Origin of the sequence: Proteiniclasticum sp. (genome assembly GCF_032054185.1) — a bacterium.
Lineage (GTDB): Bacteria > Bacillota > Clostridia > Clostridiales > Clostridiaceae > Proteiniclasticum.
On record NZ_DAMBTF010000029.1, the window covers coordinates 13,218 to 31,025 of the forward strand.

A 17,808-nucleotide genomic window follows, 5' to 3' on the forward strand; every position below is an offset into this window, starting at 1 on the left:
TTATTCCCTTGCGACCCAAAAGATGCTGCCGCTCATCTTCTCCTTGATCTGTAAGAGAACCCCATAATAAAGACCCTCTATCAAATTCATGGTAGAGAGCCTTAACTATCTGTCTATTTCTCTTCGCTTTCAATGAGTGCAAGGGCTACTGCACCCACAACACCGGCTTCCTGACCAAGCTCAGCGGGAAGGATCTTTGTGGCATCAAACATGAAGTCGAAGCTTCTCTTTCTCGCGCTTTCCTTGACCTTCTCAAAGAAAAGATCTCCGATCTTTGTCACACCACCGCCGATGACGATGACTTCAGGGTCGAAATTCACGATGAGATTTGCGATTCCGATGCCCATATACATGAAGGCATTCTCAAGGATTTCCATGGCCACTTTATCCCCTTCAAGGTATGCCTGATGCACCTCGTAGCTTGTTATGGTTTCGATATCCTTTAGAGAGGTTTCCCGTCCCTCAAGTACCGCTTCCTTAGCTCTTTTGGCAATAGCAGTTCCTGAAGCGAGCGCTTCCAGATCTCCGAACTTACCGCAGTTGCACTGATGCTTACTGAACGGTTCAATGGTCATATGACCCACTTCGAGTGCATTGGATGTGTTTCCTCGATAAGGTCTTCCATTAAGCACAGCGCCTCCGCCGACACCAGTAGAGACCGTGATGTAGATCATATGTCTTGTTCCTTTACCGGCTCCAAAGGTATATTCACCTATAGCCGCGGCATTGGCGTCATTATCCAGATAGGTTTTTACTCCGAATCTGTTTTCTATGGGCTTGACCACATTGTAATTTCGAAATGGAAGGTTTGGCGTTGTGATGATGATCCCTTTTTCAGAGTCAAGTGGCCCCGGAGCTCCGATACCTATAGCTCTGACCTCTTCGCTGCTGATTCCGGATGCTTCAAGCACCATGGATATGGACTCGAAAATTCTCTCCATAACCACTTCTTCACCCAGATGAGATCCTGTGGCTAGGGTAGTTTTTTCGACGATTTTACCGGTGAGATCACTTATGGCTGTTGTGATCTTCGTTCCCCCAAGATCAACGCCGATTACATATTTCTTCATATTAAATCCTCCACAATATTTCATTTCTCTTATTATACCATGGGATAGGTGATAGACCTACGCGTAGACTTCAGATTCTTTTCTTCCTATGTCATATAGATATATCTTCTCTTATTCCCGCTGAAGCTCTGTTCTCTAACTGCAACACCATAAAGAAGAGCTCATTTTCATGAGCTCTTCCTGTGCGTCTATTCTTTGGCTTCTCTCATTTTTTTCGTCTCTTCGACGATTTTTGTCACTTCATTAGGTGGTACTTCCTCATATCTTGAGTATTCAAGCTTGAAGTCACCTCTAGCCTGTGTCATGGATCGAAGATCGGTGGCATAGGTCTGCATTTCAGACAGCGGAACTTCTGCAATAACCATCTGTTTGCCGTCTATGGGTTCCATACCAAGTACTCTTCCTCTCTTCTTGTTGATGTCGCCCATGATGTCGCCCATGTATTCATCAGGAACAGTGATGCTGGCTTTCATGATCGGTTCAAGCAGCACAGGTGATGCCAGCTCCATACCTCTCTTGAAGGCAAGGTTTGCAGCAACTTTAAATGCCATTTCCGATGAGTCCACCGCATGGAAGCTGCCGTCATAAAGTGTTGCCTGAAGCTTGATTACAGGATATCCTGCAACAATTCCTTCCTGAATGGATTCTCTTAAGCCTTTTTCCACTGCAGGGATATAGTTTCTCGGTACTGCACCACCGACAACCTTATCCACAAAGAGCATTTCTTCTTCTCCGTCACTTCTAGGTTCGAAGATGATTTTAACGTCTCCGTACTGTCCATGTCCCCCTGACTGCTTCTTGTGTTTTCCCTGAACGTCCGACTTTTTCTTGATCGTCTCTCTATATGGAATTCTTGGTTTTCTCAGCTCCACATCAACCCCGAATTTCGATTTCAGTCTTGATGCGAGAATTTCCAGATGGGTGTCTCCCTGACCGGAAATCAGAATTTCAGCAGTCTCTTTGTCTCTTTCAACGGTAAAGGTAGGATCTTCTTCCACAAGTCGCTGAAGTCCCGAGGAAATCTTGTCTTCATCCCCTTTTGCCTTAGGCATGACCGCCATGGTCATGGTCGGTGCAGGGAAGTTGAATTTGTCATAGATGAGCTTGAACTTCGGATCACATATGGTTTCGCCGGTTCTTGTATGCTGAAGCTTTGTTACAGCTCCGATATCCCCTGCTATGATTTTGTCTGTAAGGATCTGATTCTTTCCTCTCAGGAAGATGAGTGTGTTGATTTTTTCAGGCTTGTCCTGGTTGGTGTTATATACCGGTGTATCGGGTCTGATATGTCCGGTGACGACTCTGAAGAGTGAAATTTTGCCTACGAAAGGATCGGCGATGGTCTTAAACACAAATCCTGAGAACGGTTTGTCTTCCGTGAGGGAAATAAACTCCGTTTCGCCGGTTTCAACAATGACCGCTTTCTGCGGAATCGCATATTCTGGAGTCGGGAAACATTCGATCATATCTTCAAGAAGTGTACTCATTCCGATGACCTTCGTTGCGCTTCCGCATGTCACAGGAGCGATGTCACCTGATGCACATCCCTTGATGAGTGCATCATATATTTCCTTTTCCGTGAGTTCTTCCCCTCCGAAGTACTTCTCAAGAAGTGCTTCATCGGTCTGGGCAACTGACTCAACGATCATTTCTCTCAGTTCAGCTATTTTATCAACTAATTCCTCTGGAACAGGAGCTTCTTTCATTTCTAAAGTCTTAGGATCATGTATTCTTGCACGGTTGGAGATGATGTTGACCACTCCATGGAAATTCTCTTCCTTCCCGACGGGATACTGGATCGGTACGACGCTCATACCGTATTTCTCTTTCAGCTGAGCAAAGACCTTATCAAAATCAGTATGGTCTCTATCCAGTTTGTTGATGAAAAATGTTCTAGGAAGCTTGATTTTATTGCAATAATCCCAGGCTTTATCGGTTCCAACTTCAATTCCAGAAGCTGCGGATACAACAATTGTTGCCACGTCAACTGCTCTCATACCCTGGATCTGTTCTCCGATGAAATCGAAGAATCCCGGTACATCCACCAAGTTGAATTTGATGTCCTGATAAGTGAATGGAGCCACAGAAGCCTGGAGTGAGATCTGTTTCTTCTTTTCTTCAGAGTCAAAGTCCGTTGTTGTTGTCCCGTCTTCTACTCTTCCAAGTCTGTCAACCGACTTGGTGTAAAAAAGAAGTGCCTCAGCCAAAGATGTTTTTCCAGTGCCACTGTGGCCGATTATTCCGACATTACGCAAATTATTGATACGGTACTCTTTGATATACATATCCTGTCCTCCTACTAATGATTTGTTTTCCTTATGAAAACCTTTAACTTCTCTTTCATCATAACAAATTTTCTGAGTATTTTCTATAATCAGGCTTCTCTTTTTCCAAATTTTGTAATATATTCGGTGAATTCATGTGAAGTTTTATTTTCAAAGTTCGGTAAATGAGCATATAATAGAAATGGAGTGTGATTTGATATGATAATTAAGACAGAAAGGGACCTGGAAGCCCTAAAAGAAATTGGCCGCATATGCGCTTTGGCACGAGATACCATGGCAAAATCCGCAAAAGCAGGCATCACGACATTGGAGCTGGACCTCATCGCTAAAGATATATTCGAAAAGCACGGTGCGGAATCTGCCCCCATGGGCGAATATGATTTTCCCGGATACACCTGCATCAGCGTCAATGATGTCGTAGCTCACGGAATTCCTTCCGGCTATGTTCTCAAGGAAGGAGACAAGGTGAATATCGACGTTTCCGCATCAAAAAACGGATACTTTGCAGACACTGGTATGACACTCAATATTCCTCCCGTAGAAGAAAAGCTCCTGAAACTTCAGGAAGTGGCTAAACGCGCCATGTATAAATCCATTGAAAAAGCCATGCCCGGCACCATGTCAAACAATCTTGGCCGAGCAGTATATAACGAAGCAAGACTTCATGGCTTCAACGTCATCCGTAATCTTACCGGCCATGGCGTGGGCAAGACCCTTCATGACAGCCCGGAGAACATCTTCAACTACAATGAAAGAAGAGGCGCCTCACTCATACGGGAAGGACATGTCCTTGCCATTGAGACCTTCATCACTGAAAATGACGACTATGTGGAAGAGTATCCGGACGGATGGACACTGAAGACACCTCATGGGAATTATGTCTATCAGTTTGAGCATACGGTCGTTGTGACCAAAGAAGGTCCCGTCATTCTGACCAATGGAGAAGAAGCGGACTTTTTCGATCCGTTCATCTGATTTTCTGAAAGCAATTCTTTGGAGAAATCCATGATGCAATCATCCCCCAGCACTCATCCCTGGATGAATGCTGGGGGATTGCTATTCTCCTCAGACTGCAGTTTTTATGGCACTTGGATAAAAAAAGAAGGATATCCTAAGATATCCTCCCCGACATTATACTTAAATTTAGACAAGTTTTCTTGCAATCACCTCATGTACGGCAAAAGAAGCCACATCATCAGCATATTTTCCGGGTCCGAATCCCGCATCGTAACCCAGCTCCTTAGCCAGTTCATGACTGATTCTCGGACCTCCGCAGATGAGCACAACCTTGTCACGAAGACCTTCAGCTTCAAGAAGCTCCACAAGACCCACCAGATTATCGATATGCACATTCTTCTGGGTCACGGTCTGGGAGACAAGAAGAATATCCGCTTTTAGCTCCACTGCTTTTTTCAGGAATTCCTCATTGGTCACCTGACTGCCCATATTGTAGGCATCCAGCATCTCGTATCTTTCAAGGCCATAGTGACCGGCAAAACCTTTCATATTCATGATGGCATCAATCCCCACCGTATGTGCATCCGTTCCCGTAGAAGCACCAAGAACCACCAGTTTTCTGCCGATATTCTCTCTGACAAATTCGTTGACGGCATCCATATCCATTACTTCACCGCCTAAGGATTCCACTCTGATTTCTTCATAATTTACGCTGTGACCAAGGCTTCCATAGACCACAAAAAATGTGAATTCCTGATCAAGAGCCTTATGGTGTGCAACCAGAGGGTCAAGAAGGCCCATTTTCTTTGCAAGCTGCTTTGCAGCCTCCACGGCGCGGTCTCCGTCAGGGACCGGCAATGTGAAGGAAATCTGGACTTTTCCGTCATTCAGGGTATCGCCATAGGGCTTAACCCTCGTTAAATCCAGTTTTTCAGTAAGATCGATTTTCTCGGAGCGATAAAGTCCGCTGCTCATTACTGATTCCTCCCTTCAAGCAGAAGGTCGAAGAACGGATTGAAGTAGTTCCTGCTTTTTCGCACCACTCCGTCAAGTCCTTTTCCGCCATCCTGCATTCTTCTGATTCCTGCAAATTTGCCCATTTCAAGGGTTCTGAACAGACCTTCTTTTTCGATGTTCTCAAGAAGCTTTACTGTTTCATCGAGCACTTCCTGTGCTCTTTTTTCAATGATTCCACCCGATTTGAACTCGATCTCGTTTCCGAAATCCTCCATGGTGTTGAAGATATAGGAGGCATTCTCTATGGCCGCAGCACGATCAGAGAGAAACGGCGTATGGATGGCTTCTGTCATCATCCCGAGAAGATGAAGCTTCTGTCCCGTCATGATGGTCACCATGTTGAACAGCGCATTCTGAACCTGTCCTTTAAAAATGTCTCCGGTCATGAATTTTGTCGGAGGCATGTATTTCAGAGGCGCTTTGGGGAAGATTTCTCTGGCCATCTGCGCCTGTGCCAGCTCAAAGAGGAATCCGTTCTTAAGCTCGGGGTCCATTTCAAAGGCATGTCCAAGACCCATCTGTTCCTCAGGCAGTCCCGCCATAAGTGCAAACTGTTCATTGATCAGCTGAGAAGCAAGTACCGTGTGAGCTTCCTCGTAAGCATCGGCTGTAGTGAGGTAATTGTCTTCACCGGTATTGATGATGACTCCCGCATAGCCGTTGATGGCTCTTGAGAAATACTGGTCAACAAGTGTTCTCTTCATATTGATGTCCCTAAAAAGTATTCCGTAGAGGGCATCGTTCAGCATGACATCCAGTCTTTCCATGGCGCCCATCGCAGCAATTTCCGGCATGCACAGACCCGAACAGTAGTTGCAGAGCCTGATGTACCTTCCAAGCTCGTCACCCACCTCATCAAGGGCTTCTCTCATGAGTCTGAAATTCTCCTGTGTAGCCATGGTTCCGCCGAATCCTTCGGTGGTTGCACCATAAGGTACATAGTCGAGAAGTGACTGTCCCGTTGTACGAATGACGGCGATGATGTCTGCGCCTTGCTTAGCTGCAGCTTTCGCCTGAACGATATCTGCGTAGATATTCCCCGTGGCCACAATCACGTAGAGATAGGGTCCGGATTTGTCTCCATACTCTACAAGTTTCTTTTCTCTCTCCCTACGATTCTCTCTGATCCGTAAAACCATCTCCTTTGCTATGGACTCTACTGTGAGCTCCATCTCGAAGCGGTCACTGTGAGGCATCTTTGTAAGATCCAGTCTGCCTTCCGAGACTTCTAAAGCAATCTCCTGCGGACTAAGGGAAAGGGATTTCATGGCGAGAGCGATATAATAAGCCGCACCGTTTTCCAGAGCTTCCTTCTCCTTCAGGTGATCAACAAGAAGATTAGGCAGCGGCACACCCTCCTCGTTCACCCCATCTATGCCAAGCAGTCTGCATACTGTTCTCTCCACTGCAACGGTGGTATGCTGTTCCACAAATTTCTGGGTATCCGATGCGATAAGCCTTGCATGGCTCCTCGCCTGATCCACTTTATTCATATCAAGTCTGATTTTACTCATTTGTTTTCCCCTTATTCTAGTAGTTTCCTGATTTCTTTCGTGAGTTCCCTAGAGAATCCCAGGTATTCTCCGATTCTGACCGCGTCTCCGGTCACTTTGGTACCGTCCCATTTTTCAAGTGTATAGTCCATAAGTTCAGATAGAAGTCTTACCTCAGCCTGTCTGTCCTCATCCGTATTTCTGATATGACTGTCCAGATCTACATCTTTAAGACCTCTGACCTGATAACGTCTTACCCCTTCAATATCTTTAAGGTCATAATGTGAAGCCATAAGAAGGAAATGCTGCTTTTTCCGGAAATACTGAAGGAGTCCTCCGGCTATGGCGGTTCCTTCCACAGGATTTGTTCCTCTGGCAGGTTCATCGAGTACAAGGAGCGATGGAGAATCCGACAGAGATTCCATGATCTCCCTGATTTTCATGACCTCTCCTCCGAAAGTAGAGAGCCCTCTGTCCGGATTTTCCGCATCTTCGCAAAGAAGATCCATCCGGTCCAGAACAGGTGTCATCATTTTCTCTGCAAACGGCAGTATACCCATCTGAACAAGTACCGTATTCAGGAAAACGGTCTTCAGCGTAATACTTTTCCCACCCATGTTTGCGCCACAAAGCAGCGTGCTTCCTTTTTCAAGACATAAAGAAATACGGGAAAATTTCCGGTCTCTTTGTCTGATTTTGGATTCAAAATACGGATGATAGCCGTTGACCATGGATATGGGTCTGTCCTTCCCTACCTCCGGCAGACAGGTCTCGAAATCCGCTGAAAGCTTTGCTTTAGCCAGAAGATAATCCATCTGCCCTAAGGTATCCATATTGGCGAGTATACGTTCTCGAAAAGACATGATCTTCGCAGTCAGTTCTTTTCGCACAAGATACTCTGCGTGCTCCTCCTGAAGAACAGCAGCTCGTCTTTCGGCCAGACAGGCCTCTTTGTCCTTTTCATTTTCCGCTTTTCTGATCCTCATCTCGATGTCTCTTTTTCTCATCCTGATCTTCTTCAGAGTCTCATCATACTCGTCATAGACATAAAAAGTGTTCAGTCCTGACCCCTGTGGATCAAGAATCCTTCTAAGTTCTTCAAGTTCGTGAAGATTATACTCTTCTCCGAGAATCCTCTTTTTTTCTCTCTGGATATTCTTCATTCCCGTAAGCATGTATTTGATTTCATAAAGGTCCAGTTCGCTTAAAACTGCACCTTCCTTAAGAGACAGAATCAGGTTTCTGATGTCTCTTATTTCCTCAAACATCATAAAAAGGTGCTCATACTCCGCTTTCAGTGATGGGAGGATCTCACTTAGGCTTTTTGTCCTCTCAAGCTCAGAAATCAGATCCCGCTCTTTTTCCACCCCGTAGAATGACACCGATTTTTTAAAAGCTCTCCCGTAGGGACTGCCTGTCCGGATTTTATCCATGACATACTTCAGTCCAAGCAGTTCCGATTCTTTATGACTGAAATAAATCATTCTCCTCTTCTCCTTTCATCTCTTCCAGCGAAAACACAGGTATGTCCAGCGCTTCTTTAAGCCTCATTTGTAGTTCCTGAAGCTCAGGCGCCTTTCCGTTCAGATCATAGGGATTCATGAGCACCATCTTTATCGATATTTCATCCTGAACCTGAAGTCTTACTCCTCGCAGTTTCAGTTTCGAAAGTGTTTCGGAACCGATAAGAAACTGTGTGCCATCTCCGGCGATGAGCGACAGATTCCTGAAGTCATCGGAAGCAAGGAGTTCCTCTATAAACTTGTCCGTGACCGCTCCTCTTAAGCAGATACTCTCCGTATCAGCTGTGATCTGTCCGCAGATTTCCCTTCCGATAGACAGCGCAATATCCCCCTCAACTGAAGTCCATCTGCCGCAGCTTTTTAAAAATGCTCTGCCTCCCGTGTCCGGAAGATCATCTTCTGTTTTTTCAAGCATAAGTAAAGACAGCGCATGCATTGTCTTCTCGAATATTATTCTCTCATCATGACTGACTGCGGCTCCCGTGCAAAGGACCGCTCCATCGGTTTCTGCCGAAAAGGACATACGCGAGAGCGCACCGTCGGCAATGAACAGACAGTTCTCTTCAATGTTCCGCATGGCTTTTTCGACGATCTGAAGATCACTTCTTCTCGAAGGACCTGCAATCTCCACAAAACCGTCTGATAGGCTGCGAAAAATGACCACTCTACCAAGTGAGCTCGTGATTCCTGTTATTTCAATGATTTCCTTTGTCACATCGCATCTTTCAAGGAGCTCTTCGGACGTTGCAATCAGTGTCCCCTTATGAACATAGATTCTGGGCTTTTCCGTTCCTGTCACAAGGTCTCTGTCCTCCCCGTCTCTGCCCATGGAGGTTAAAGCCATAACCCTATCCGTCCACCTTTTTCCTGCCTCCTTAAGGAGCAGATTCAGAAACGAGGTTTTACCTGTGTTCTTCCCCATGCCGATTATGGCAAGGGATCTCAGTCTGAACAGGCTATCCATTCAGGACTGTGCTTTATGGAGAAGATCAGTATTCCCGATATTGATGGCATCTCCTTCAAGAAGTGCGGACAGGCCGATATTCTTCACTGTCTTTTCCCCCCTGCACACTTCACACTGACAGTTTTCCTTATAGACATCGGGTTCAGTATATGTTGTGATGACGCCTTCAAAGTTTCTGAGGATCACCTTATGAGTACCCTGGCTGATGACATAGTTCGGCATAACCGGGATTTTTCCTCCACCGCCTGGTGCATCCACAACAAATGTCGGTACGCTGAAGCCGGAGGTATGGCCTCTCAGACCTTCAATAATCTCAATTCCCTTTGATACCGGTGTTCTGAAGTGTTCAAGACCCATGGAAAGATCACACTGATAGATATAGTATGGCCTTACTCTCATTCTGACCAGTCCCTGCACCAGGTCTTTCATGACATGTACACAGTCATTGACCCCCTTAAGAAGAACGGACTGGTTTCCAAGCGGAATTCCTGCATTGGCCATCTTCTCACAGGCTTCTCTTGACTCTCTCGTAATTTCGGAAGGGTGATTGAAATGGGTATTGAGCCAGATGGGATGATATTTCTTCAGCATATTGACCAGATCGTCCGTGATTCTCTGAGGCATGACTACAGGCACCCTTGTGCCGATTCTGATGATGTCCACATGGGGAATCTCACGAAGCTTCTTTATGATGGCTTCAAGCCGGATATCGCTCATGAGGAGGGCATCTCCTCCGGAAAGGAGAACGTCTCTCACCTGTGGTGTATTTCTGATGTAATCTATGGCCGCATCGATTCTGGAAGTGGACATGGCATTATCCGTCTGACCGGCAAACCTTCTTCTTGTACAGTGTCTGCAGTACATGGAGCACTGATCGGTAAGCAGAAGCAGAACCCGGTCAGGATATCTGTGCGTAAGGCCCGGAACAGGTGAATCCTCATCTTCATGGAGAGGATCCATGAGATCCGCATCAGCGGTCATGATCTCCATTGCAGAGGGAACTGCCTGGATGCGAACAGGATCAAGATGATCATTTTTATCCATCAGTGTCAGGTAGTACGGCGTAATGGCCATCCTCAATGATTTCAGCGCTTTCTTCGCACCGGCTTCTTCTTCTATGGTCAGCGGAAGATACTTCTTAAGCTCCTCCACCGTTTCAATTCTGTTCTGAACCTGCCACATCCAGCTGTTCCACTTCTCCTCAGGCACATCCGGAAACATCTCTCTTCTATTCATGTCAGCAAACTTATTCATCTTATCCCCCCGTTAAACATAAAGTTCTTCAAATATCGCTCTTAGACTCTCGGATTCCCTCAGTTCTTCCAAAGTGATCTCCGCGTGGCCACGTGTGTATCCGTTGCCGATAATCATGGTGACATCCTTGCCGACGCCTTCAGCGCCAAGTGCCGCTTTCGTAAAACTCGTTGCCATGGAAAAGAAGTACACGATTCCTCCATCTCTTACCGGAAGGATGGTGCTCATTTCCGTATTCTGGACATTGACCACATTGATGGCAATGTCATACTCTCTTCCTCCGTTATGGGCAAGCGCTTTAGTCATGACCTCTACAGGTTTTGTCGCATCTCCTGCGAAGGCTTCGTGACAGAAGCGGTTCTTTTTAAGCATCTCCAAGGCATCTTCTCTTCTGTCTGAGGCGACGACTCTACCCGTAGGCCCCACTCTTTTCATCGCTTCATATGCACACATCATGCCTGATTTTCCGCTTGCACCCAGAATCAGGACACTGTCTCCAGGTTTCACCATTTTTGCTACCTGAGCCGGGGCTCCCGCAACATCAAGTGCAGCAAGTGCGAGGTTCTCGCTCATGTCTTCAGGAAGCTTTGCATAAAGTCCGGATTCAAACAGGATGGCTTTGGCTTTAACCTCAACTCTGTCGATGTCCTGTTTGATGCTCAGTATCTTTTCGATTTTCAGCGGTGTCAGGGAGAGAGAAACAAGCGTCGCAATCCGGTCTCCAGGTTTAAGATCTATCTTGTCTTTCAGTGCGGCTCCGATTTCTTCCACCACTCCGATGAGCATCCCCCCCGAACCTGTGACAGGGTTCTGCATCTTACCTCTTTCTTCAACAATCTCCATGATTTTTCTTCCGATTTTCTCGCTGTCATGATCCGCTTCAATCTCAATCTGAGTGAAGCTTGCAGAATCGATATTCAATGCGATGACATCCACAAGAATCTCATTGTCGTATATTTCCATGGTATTATCGATCTTTAATGCAGCTTGTGGCAATACGCCCTCAGGCAGAATCACTCTGTGTGTTCCATACTTGCATCCACTTTTCATCATTTTTACTCCCTCAACCTGTCTTTTCTTTTAATGCCCAGAATTTCTCTCGCTTCATCAGGAGATGCGATTTCTCTCCCAAGAAGCTTTGCAAGCTCTACAATCCTTCTGACAAAATCACCATTGGAATCTGCCGGTTTGCCCTTCCAGTAATAGATGTTGTCCTCAAATCCCACTCTTACATGACCGCCCATAAGAATCGCCATGGTATTTAATGGCAGCTGAGCACGCCCTATACCCGACACGGTGAAGGTTGACCCTTCGGGTAGAGATTCAGCAAGATAGATGAGATCTCTTGGTTCCCCCGAGATGCCTCCGTTAACCCCCATGACAAGATTGAAGTGCATAGGTTTTTCGATATGACCTTTCTTCATAAGTCTTACCGCTGTATCGATCATACTTTTGTCAAACACTTCGCACTCCGGTTTGATGCTCTTTTTCCTCATCCTGTCGGCGAACTCCTTAATCATGTTCTCCGTATTGACGAAGATTTCATCTCCTCCGAAATTAAGCGTACCACAGTCAAGGGTTACCATTTCAGGATCAAGCTCAAGAGGCTGGAGTCTTTCATCAGAGCTCATCCCCACAGCTCCACCTGTACTTGGCTGTATGATGACATCCGGACAGCATTCTCTTATTGCTTGAATACAGGCATCAAATCTCTCTTTATCCTGTGTGGGTCTCCCGTCATCCTCACGGACGTGGAGGTGAATAATGGAAGCCCCTGCTTCATAGGCTCGTCTAGCTTCTTCTCTGATCTCTTCAACGGTATAAGGAACGTTCGGATTATGGGCTTTTGTCACTTCTGCACCGCAGATGGCTGCTGTGATGATGAGTTTTTCCATTACCTCTTTTCTCCTCTCTGCTTTTCAAGCGGCGTCACGCAGGTTCCCACTGCTCTGCATACAACGATGGGCTCAGGTAGAACATCGCATGAGGACGCACTGATATCGCTTCGAGGAACAATGACTTTTCTTGCTTCAAATTCCATTATACGTGAAGTCTTACCCTCACTGACGATTCTGCCCACAACTTCGATATAATCCCCGGCATAGACCGGCGCCAGAAACTCGATGTTTTCATATGCTCTGAACAGTCCTTCATCCCCGTCTCTTCTTATGAGAAGCTCGGTTGCCACATCCCCGAAGAGCATGAGTATTCTTGCCCCATCCACGAGTCCACCCCCATAATGTGCATCATGCGCACTCATCCTTAATCTGATCATCGCTTCCATGTAAATCCTCCTTGTCATCTTTCTGAACTTCTTAAGTTCTCTAAAAAAACGCAATAAAAAAGAGCACTTTATGTTTAAAAAACATAAATAGCGCTCCATGTATATCTACATGACAGTGATAGGCTTTGCGCCTTTTCACCAGGACATAAAGAAAAACCCTTTTCCATATTCCTTCGGCGATCAGCTATTCATGGTAAAAGAAGGGTTTCTTGTGATTACCATTACCTTCTGGCCGCTCCTCTATTTAAAAGTGACTATTATGTGCATTGTCATCTCATTATAAACTGTAATCGTTTAAAAAATCAACAGTAAGATAATATTTTATCATATTTTTTTGCTATTGTTATGCTTCACATTGTAATAAACGCTTATTTATGCATATAAAAGTATATTTATTAATTTTACTTCATTCGAAAACGACAATTATTTCTCTGCGGGTATATTCATTTAACTGATATTATCATGGATCTGTATACTTATCAGCACATAAATATTCTCTACGCATTTCATCATCTTATTTCAGTTAATGAATAAACTGGAACTGATATTGTTATAAAATATACAAATTAAATTAAAAATCTCTTCTTAAAATCTATGATAATCACTGCACATTTAACAGAAAATTTATATATTTCCCAATATAATTTAAGTTTAATTCGGAATTTCAGAAATTTAGTTTTAGGAAGTATATTTCACTTGCACTATAGAAGCATTTCTTTTATTATTTTACAAAGTTGTAGAAGATTTGCGCAAGCCGACTTTGATACATCTTTATCTCAATATTGTCTGGCCAGACAGTGAATATTTTATGGGGGGAAATTAATGGAAAAACTGCTGGAAATTAACGGCATCATCAATGAATTCGTCTGGGGACCGCCGATGCTCCTGTTACTGGTTGGTACTGGTGTTTACTTTACGATCAAGACCAGATTTTTCTCGATTGCAAAACTTGGATATGTATTAAGCAACACACTCATGAAGATGTTCAAGAAAGATACCAAGGGTGAAGGCGACATCTCCGCTTTCCAGGCGGTATCAACAGCACTTGCCGCAACCGTCGGAACTGGTAATATTGCCGGGGTGGCAACTGCCATCTCCATAGGTGGGCCTGGTGCGATTTTCTGGATGTGGGTCTCCGCGATCTTTGGTATGACCACAAAATTTGCAGAGGTTGTGCTGTCCATCGAGTATAGAGTCAAGAACAAGAATGGCGACTTTGTAGGCGGACCGATGTACTACATCGGAAATGGTCTTCTCCAATGAAGCAGGTCTGGGTTCCGCACCTATCGCTCATGCAGCAGCCACTACCGACCATCCGGTAAGACAAGGTTTATGGGGTATCTTTGAAGTGTTTATGGATACCATCGTAATCTGTACATTGACCGCACTTTCAATCATGATGTCCGGTGTTTGGAACAGTGGAGCTACCGGTTCAGCACTGACGACTGCAGCCTTTGACAGTGTTATACCCTTTGGAGGAATCATTGTATCCGTAGGAATACTACTGTTTGCATTTTCCACCATACTTGGCTGGGCTTACTATGGAGAGAAGTGTATCGAGTTTATTCTCGGAACAAAATCGATCATCATATACAGACTGATATATATTCCTCTGATAGCTATAGGCGCAATCGGCGGACTCGCTCAGCTCTGGGATCTGTCAGACACACTCAACGGTCTGATGGCTATTCCTAACCTTATCGGGCTGCTCCTTCTGAGAAAAATTGTCATCAAGAGGACTAAGGAGTTCTTCGGCAGGGAAGACCAGGAAGAAAAAGAAAAGGCTGTATAATTATCAGAAACAGACTGAAATATACTCCAGCTCCTATGAGGGAATGATTCATCATTCCCTCACTTTATCTTATAGGCGTAGGTTTCTCATTTATAGCTGAGATGCTATAATCTTCCTATAAAGGAGGGGTTCAAATGACGAGTGATAAAAACAGAAGAAAGATTCTGCTGGACCTTGCGGTTACTCTTGATGGTTTCATTGAAGGCAAGAACGGTGAAATTGACTGGTGCATAATGGAAGAAGAAATGAATTTCCCGGGGTTTCTTGAGGGTATCGATGCCATTTTTTTCGGTCGCAGAAGCTTTGAAGCCTGGATGACCTATGAACCTGAAAATGGTTATTCCGAAGAAGACCTGAAAACGCTCGATAACATCAGAAAGAAAGACCACTATGTTTTCACAACGACTCTGAAGGAGCATCCGGCTGATGTCACGCTGATCGGGGAAAATATCGAGGAAGAAGTGAACGCCATAAGAAACAGACCCGGAAAAGACATCTGGCTTTATGGCGGATCAAACCTCATCACAACATTCATGAATCTAGGCCTAGTGGATGAGCTGAGATTATCTGTACATCCCATACTTCTGGGTGAAGGTAAACCGCTTTTCATCGATCTGAAAGAAAGGGCTAAGCTCGTTCTTGTAAAGACAAATACCTACCCGTCAGGAGTCGTTCAGCTCATCTACCATTTTGAGAAGTAAGATTGTGATAATCCATGACATTACATTACAGTAGGGGGACCATATGTTTAGAGAAGTAAGAAGAAAAAACCGTGAACTGCCGGAAGAATACATAGATTCGATTCTCCACAAAGGAGAGTATGGGATTCTGGGTACTCAGTGCGAAGATGGATTTCCATACGCCACGCCCATGAGCTATGTTTATCTGAATGACAGAATCTATTTTCACTGCGCACAGGAAGGACTCAAAACAGACAACATCCGTTATAATGATAAGGTTTCTTTCACGGTGGTAACTGATGTGGAGACACTGCCTGATCAATTCTCAACGAGATATCAGAGCGTTGTGATATTCGGCAGAGCATCTTTCATAACAGGAAATGAAAAGGATGAGGTACTTTCTGAAATCATCAGTAAGTATGCTCATGAATTTCCTGAAGAAGGAAAAATCTATATCGAAAGACTGAAAGATCGCACGCAGATTATAGGTATCGAAATCCTTCATCGCTCTGCTAAAGGCAGACTGGATTAATCAAGCAAAGAGAAAGGCATATCAAAATGATGTGCCTTTCTCTTTGCTTCAAGTGATTATTATCATTCAATCTCTCTATAGTGCTTTTCGCAGCATCCCTTCCAGCTCTTCATAACTCAGAACAATCGGATTTCCTTTCATGCTGCTGGCATTCATGGATTTACTGATGACCTCTGAAAAATCCTCTTCCTTCATTCCATATTCACGGAAACCAGGCATGTCCAGATGACTGCAGAGATTCATGATCCATTTTTTTCCATCTTCTATTGTGGCCTTTTCGTCTCCTGTAAGGATTTTAGCCACTTCCTCATATCGGATGAGTGCCTGACTGTTCTCATCTCTTTCACTCAGTGCCTTTACGTTAGTTTCTACAGAATAAGGCAGGAGTGCAGCACATACGATACCGTGAGGAATTCCGTACATTCCACCGATCACTCCGGCAAATCCATGAACAACACCCAGCTTCGCATTCGCAAGAGCGATTCCTCCAAAGAGGCTAGCAAGCAGCATTTCTTCTCTGGCTTCCACATCATTTCCGTCATCATAAGCTTTCCTTAGAGATCTAGCGGCCAGTCTCATGCCTTCTCTGCAGAATGCATCGGTCATAGGATTGGACAGATGAGAGATGAACGGTTCAATGACCTGAGTCAGTGCATCAAGTCCTGTACTGGCTGTGACGCGCTTTGGCATGGAAAGAGTGAGCATTGGATCGAGCAGAACAAGATCAGGATACATGTACGGACTTCTTAAACTGACCTTTACTTTATGCTCATCAGAGCTGATTACAGCATTCTTTGTGACCTCTGCACCAGTCCCTGCAGTTGTCGGTATAGCAATACAAGGCGCCGAAGGCTTTGTAAGACTCTTTCCTTCCCCGATGACTTCCAGATATGAAAGAATCTCACCTTCATTCATCATCATAGCCGCAATGATTTTACCTGAATCTATTGCGCTACCGCCGCCACAGGCAATGACCATGTCACAGTTTTCATGTCTTGCCAGATCAAGCCCCTCTTTAGTCGTTTCAAGACTAGGTTCCCCTTTAACCTTGAAGTGTGCGGATTTTATTCCTTCTGCTTCAAGATATTCTCTGATTTCATTTCCGACGGTATCTCTGCTTCCGGTTACTATAAGAGCGTTAGTGCCCAGTGGCTTAGCCAGTTTAGCGATATTTTTGATTCCATCTCTTTCAAAAACGATTCTGTCTGAAGTCATAAACTCAAATTTATCCATTTCCACCCTACCCTTCCATGATCTTTACAAAAACCTGTCTGTTCTCTCTTGGTCCATCAAACTCGCAGAAGAATATCCCCTGATATCCACCTATGACAAGTTCTCCCTCATCAATGATCATTTCCAGAGAAAAGTTGAAGAGACTGGATTTGATGTGTGCAGCCGAATTTCCTTCTTCGTGCTTATAGTCGTTCTCAAAGGGTACCAGACTGTTTAATGAAGTTAAAATATCCTTCATGACATTGGGATCAGCATACTCAGTAATTGTTACCGCTGCAGTTGTGTGTGGGACAAAAAGAAGGCATATACCTGATTTTACCCCGCTGTTTTTGACTGCGTCCTTGACTTTCTCTGTAATGTCCACCATATCGGTTTTTTCCCGTGAATCAAGTTTTATTTTTTCCATACTGAACCTCCTTTATAGATTATATTTCTTCTAACCCTATAATATCACTAACTCATTTCTATTTGCATCGATTTTTGATTTCTTATAATGAACAATTCCGTGAACTGAAAAAGAACCAATGGATTTCCATCGGTTCAAAATTCATATAACACAAAAGCTCTCAGTATAAACTGAGAGCTGTGGCTCCGCGAAGAGGGCTCGAACCTCCAACCTATCGGTTAACAGCCGAGTGCTCCACCATTGAGCTATCGCGGAATAATATAAACTGGCGACGACCTACTTTCCCACAGGGCCTCCCCTGCAGTATCATGGGCTCTA

Annotated in this window: 15 protein-coding genes, 1 tRNA gene, 1 pseudogene and 1 riboswitch; of the genes and pseudogenes, 4 read left to right on the plus strand and 13 right to left on the minus strand. The window is 44.7% G+C overall.

The annotated features are described in order from the left end of the window. Window positions 1-113: 113 nt before the first annotated feature. Complete coding sequence (locus RTX25_RS12805; RefSeq protein WP_312654289.1) at window positions 114-1,070, minus strand: ROK family protein; 957 nt, start codon at window positions 1,068-1,070, stop codon at window positions 114-116. Between the two features lie 188 nt (window positions 1,071-1,258). Further along, complete coding sequence (gene fusA, locus RTX25_RS12810; RefSeq protein WP_312654315.1) at window positions 1,259-3,349, minus strand: elongation factor G; 2,091 nt, start codon at window positions 3,347-3,349, stop codon at window positions 1,259-1,261. Between the two features lie 204 nt (window positions 3,350-3,553). Here fusA and map point away from each other — a divergent pair, with 204 nt between their 5' ends. Further along, entirely contained in the window at window positions 3,554-4,330 is a 777-nt protein-coding gene (gene map, locus RTX25_RS12815; protein WP_312654291.1) for a type I methionyl aminopeptidase, read from the plus strand. Window positions 4,331-4,498: 168 nt separating this feature from the next. Here the strand turns inward: map and RTX25_RS12820 are convergent, their stop codons facing one another. The 8 genes from RTX25_RS12820 to RTX25_RS12855 are packed head-to-tail and all read right to left on the minus strand — an operon-like array spanning window position 4,499 to window position 12,847. Continuing rightward, entirely contained in the window at window positions 4,499-5,287 is a 789-nt protein-coding gene (locus tag RTX25_RS12820) for an OAM dimerization domain-containing protein (protein ID WP_312654293.1), read from the minus strand. Next, complete coding sequence (locus RTX25_RS12825; protein ID WP_312654295.1) at window positions 5,287-6,843, minus strand: lysine 5,6-aminomutase subunit alpha; 1,557 nt, start codon at window positions 6,841-6,843, stop codon at window positions 5,287-5,289. Before RTX25_RS12825 ends, RTX25_RS12820 begins: the two co-directional genes overlap by 1 nt. Before the next feature lie 11 nt (window positions 6,844-6,854). Further along, window positions 6,855-8,306, minus strand: a complete 1,452-nt coding sequence (locus RTX25_RS12830) for a MutS-related protein (protein WP_312654297.1) — start codon at window positions 8,304-8,306, stop codon at window positions 6,855-6,857. Further along, window positions 8,287-9,309, minus strand: a complete 1,023-nt coding sequence (locus tag RTX25_RS12835; protein WP_312654299.1) for a hypothetical protein — start codon at window positions 9,307-9,309, stop codon at window positions 8,287-8,289. Before RTX25_RS12835 ends, RTX25_RS12830 begins: the two co-directional genes overlap by 20 nt. Further along, window positions 9,310-10,563: a lysine 2,3-aminomutase gene (gene ablA / locus RTX25_RS12840; protein WP_312654301.1), complete on the minus strand. Its 1,254-nt coding sequence runs from the start codon at window positions 10,561-10,563 to the stop codon at window positions 9,310-9,312. It lies immediately after the preceding gene. A 12-nt stretch (window positions 10,564-10,575) separates the two neighbouring features. Further along, the gene (locus tag RTX25_RS12845; protein WP_312654317.1) at window positions 10,576-11,613 is read right to left on the minus strand and encodes an L-erythro-3,5-diaminohexanoate dehydrogenase; all 1,038 of its coding nucleotides are present in this window, start codon (window positions 11,611-11,613) and stop codon (window positions 10,576-10,578) included. 5 nt (window positions 11,614-11,618) lie between these two features. Next, entirely contained in the window at window positions 11,619-12,458 is an 840-nt protein-coding gene (locus tag RTX25_RS12850) for a 3-keto-5-aminohexanoate cleavage protein (RefSeq protein ID WP_312654303.1), read from the minus strand. After that, complete coding sequence (locus RTX25_RS12855) at window positions 12,458-12,847, minus strand: hotdog domain-containing protein (protein WP_312654305.1); 390 nt, start codon at window positions 12,845-12,847, stop codon at window positions 12,458-12,460. Before RTX25_RS12855 ends, RTX25_RS12850 begins: the two co-directional genes overlap by 1 nt. 80 nt (window positions 12,848-12,927) lie before the next feature. Next, window positions 12,928-13,098: riboswitch (Lysine riboswitch) on the minus strand. Window positions 13,099-13,669: 571 nt separating this feature from the next. Here RTX25_RS12855 and RTX25_RS12860 point away from each other — a divergent pair. From RTX25_RS12860 to RTX25_RS12870, 3 genes and pseudogenes are all read left to right on the plus strand, one after another. Then, window positions 13,670-14,639 (plus strand): annotated as a pseudogene (locus RTX25_RS12860) (alanine/glycine:cation symporter family protein). A gap of 134 nt (window positions 14,640-14,773) precedes the next feature. Beyond that, window positions 14,774-15,340: a dihydrofolate reductase family protein gene (locus RTX25_RS12865; RefSeq protein WP_312654307.1), complete on the plus strand. Its 567-nt coding sequence runs from the start codon at window positions 14,774-14,776 to the stop codon at window positions 15,338-15,340. A gap of 43 nt (window positions 15,341-15,383) precedes the next feature. Beyond that, on the plus strand, window positions 15,384-15,851 hold the full coding sequence (locus RTX25_RS12870) for a pyridoxamine 5'-phosphate oxidase family protein (RefSeq protein WP_312654309.1): 468 nt from the start codon (window positions 15,384-15,386) through the stop codon (window positions 15,849-15,851). Between the two features lie 75 nt (window positions 15,852-15,926). Here the strand turns inward: RTX25_RS12870 and RTX25_RS12875 are convergent, their stop codons facing one another. The 3 genes from RTX25_RS12875 to RTX25_RS12885 form a co-directional block, all read right to left on the minus strand. Then, window positions 15,927-17,084: an iron-containing alcohol dehydrogenase gene (locus RTX25_RS12875; protein WP_312654310.1), complete on the minus strand. Its 1,158-nt coding sequence runs from the start codon at window positions 17,082-17,084 to the stop codon at window positions 15,927-15,929. A 7-nt stretch (window positions 17,085-17,091) separates the two neighbouring features. Next, complete coding sequence (locus RTX25_RS12880; RefSeq protein ID WP_312654312.1) at window positions 17,092-17,490, minus strand: secondary thiamine-phosphate synthase enzyme YjbQ; 399 nt, start codon at window positions 17,488-17,490, stop codon at window positions 17,092-17,094. Window positions 17,491-17,670: 180 nt separating this feature from the next. After that, window positions 17,671-17,745 (minus strand) — tRNA-Asn (locus RTX25_RS12885). Window positions 17,746-17,808: the final 63 nt, after the last annotated feature.

What these genes read in the sequence shown, in the direction of transcription:
- RTX25_RS12805 (WP_312654289.1), bottom strand. Translation starts at nt 1,070, where the DNA reads ATGAAGAAATATGTAATCGGCGTTGATCTTGGGGGAACGAAGATCACA.
- map (WP_312654291.1), top strand. Translation starts at nt 3,554, where the DNA reads ATGATAATTAAGACAGAAAGGGACCTGGAAGCCCTAAAAGAAATTGGC.
- RTX25_RS12820 (WP_312654293.1), bottom strand. Translation starts at nt 5,287, where the DNA reads ATGAGCAGCGGACTTTATCGCTCCGAGAAAATCGATCTTACTGAAAAA.
- RTX25_RS12825 (WP_312654295.1), bottom strand. Translation starts at nt 6,843, where the DNA reads ATGAGTAAAATCAGACTTGATATGAATAAAGTGGATCAGGCGAGGAGC.
- RTX25_RS12830 (WP_312654297.1), bottom strand. Translation starts at nt 8,306, where the DNA reads ATGATTTATTTCAGTCATAAAGAATCGGAACTGCTTGGACTGAAGTAT.
- RTX25_RS12835 (WP_312654299.1), bottom strand. Translation starts at nt 9,309, where the DNA reads ATGGATAGCCTGTTCAGACTGAGATCCCTTGCCATAATCGGCATGGGG.
- ablA (WP_312654301.1), bottom strand. Translation starts at nt 10,563, where the DNA reads ATGAATAAGTTTGCTGACATGAATAGAAGAGAGATGTTTCCGGATGTG.
- RTX25_RS12845 (WP_312654317.1), bottom strand. Translation starts at nt 11,613, where the DNA reads ATGAAAAGTGGATGCAAGTATGGAACACACAGAGTGATTCTGCCTGAG.
- RTX25_RS12850 (WP_312654303.1), bottom strand. Translation starts at nt 12,458, where the DNA reads ATGGAAAAACTCATCATCACAGCAGCCATCTGCGGTGCAGAAGTGACA.
- RTX25_RS12855 (WP_312654305.1), bottom strand. Translation starts at nt 12,847, where the DNA reads ATGGAAGCGATGATCAGATTAAGGATGAGTGCGCATGATGCACATTAT.
- RTX25_RS12865 (WP_312654307.1), top strand. Translation starts at nt 14,774, where the DNA reads ATGACGAGTGATAAAAACAGAAGAAAGATTCTGCTGGACCTTGCGGTT.
- RTX25_RS12870 (WP_312654309.1), top strand. Translation starts at nt 15,384, where the DNA reads ATGTTTAGAGAAGTAAGAAGAAAAAACCGTGAACTGCCGGAAGAATAC.
- RTX25_RS12875 (WP_312654310.1), bottom strand. Translation starts at nt 17,084, where the DNA reads ATGGATAAATTTGAGTTTATGACTTCAGACAGAATCGTTTTTGAAAGA.
- RTX25_RS12880 (WP_312654312.1), bottom strand. Translation starts at nt 17,490, where the DNA reads ATGGAAAAAATAAAACTTGATTCACGGGAAAAAACCGATATGGTGGAC.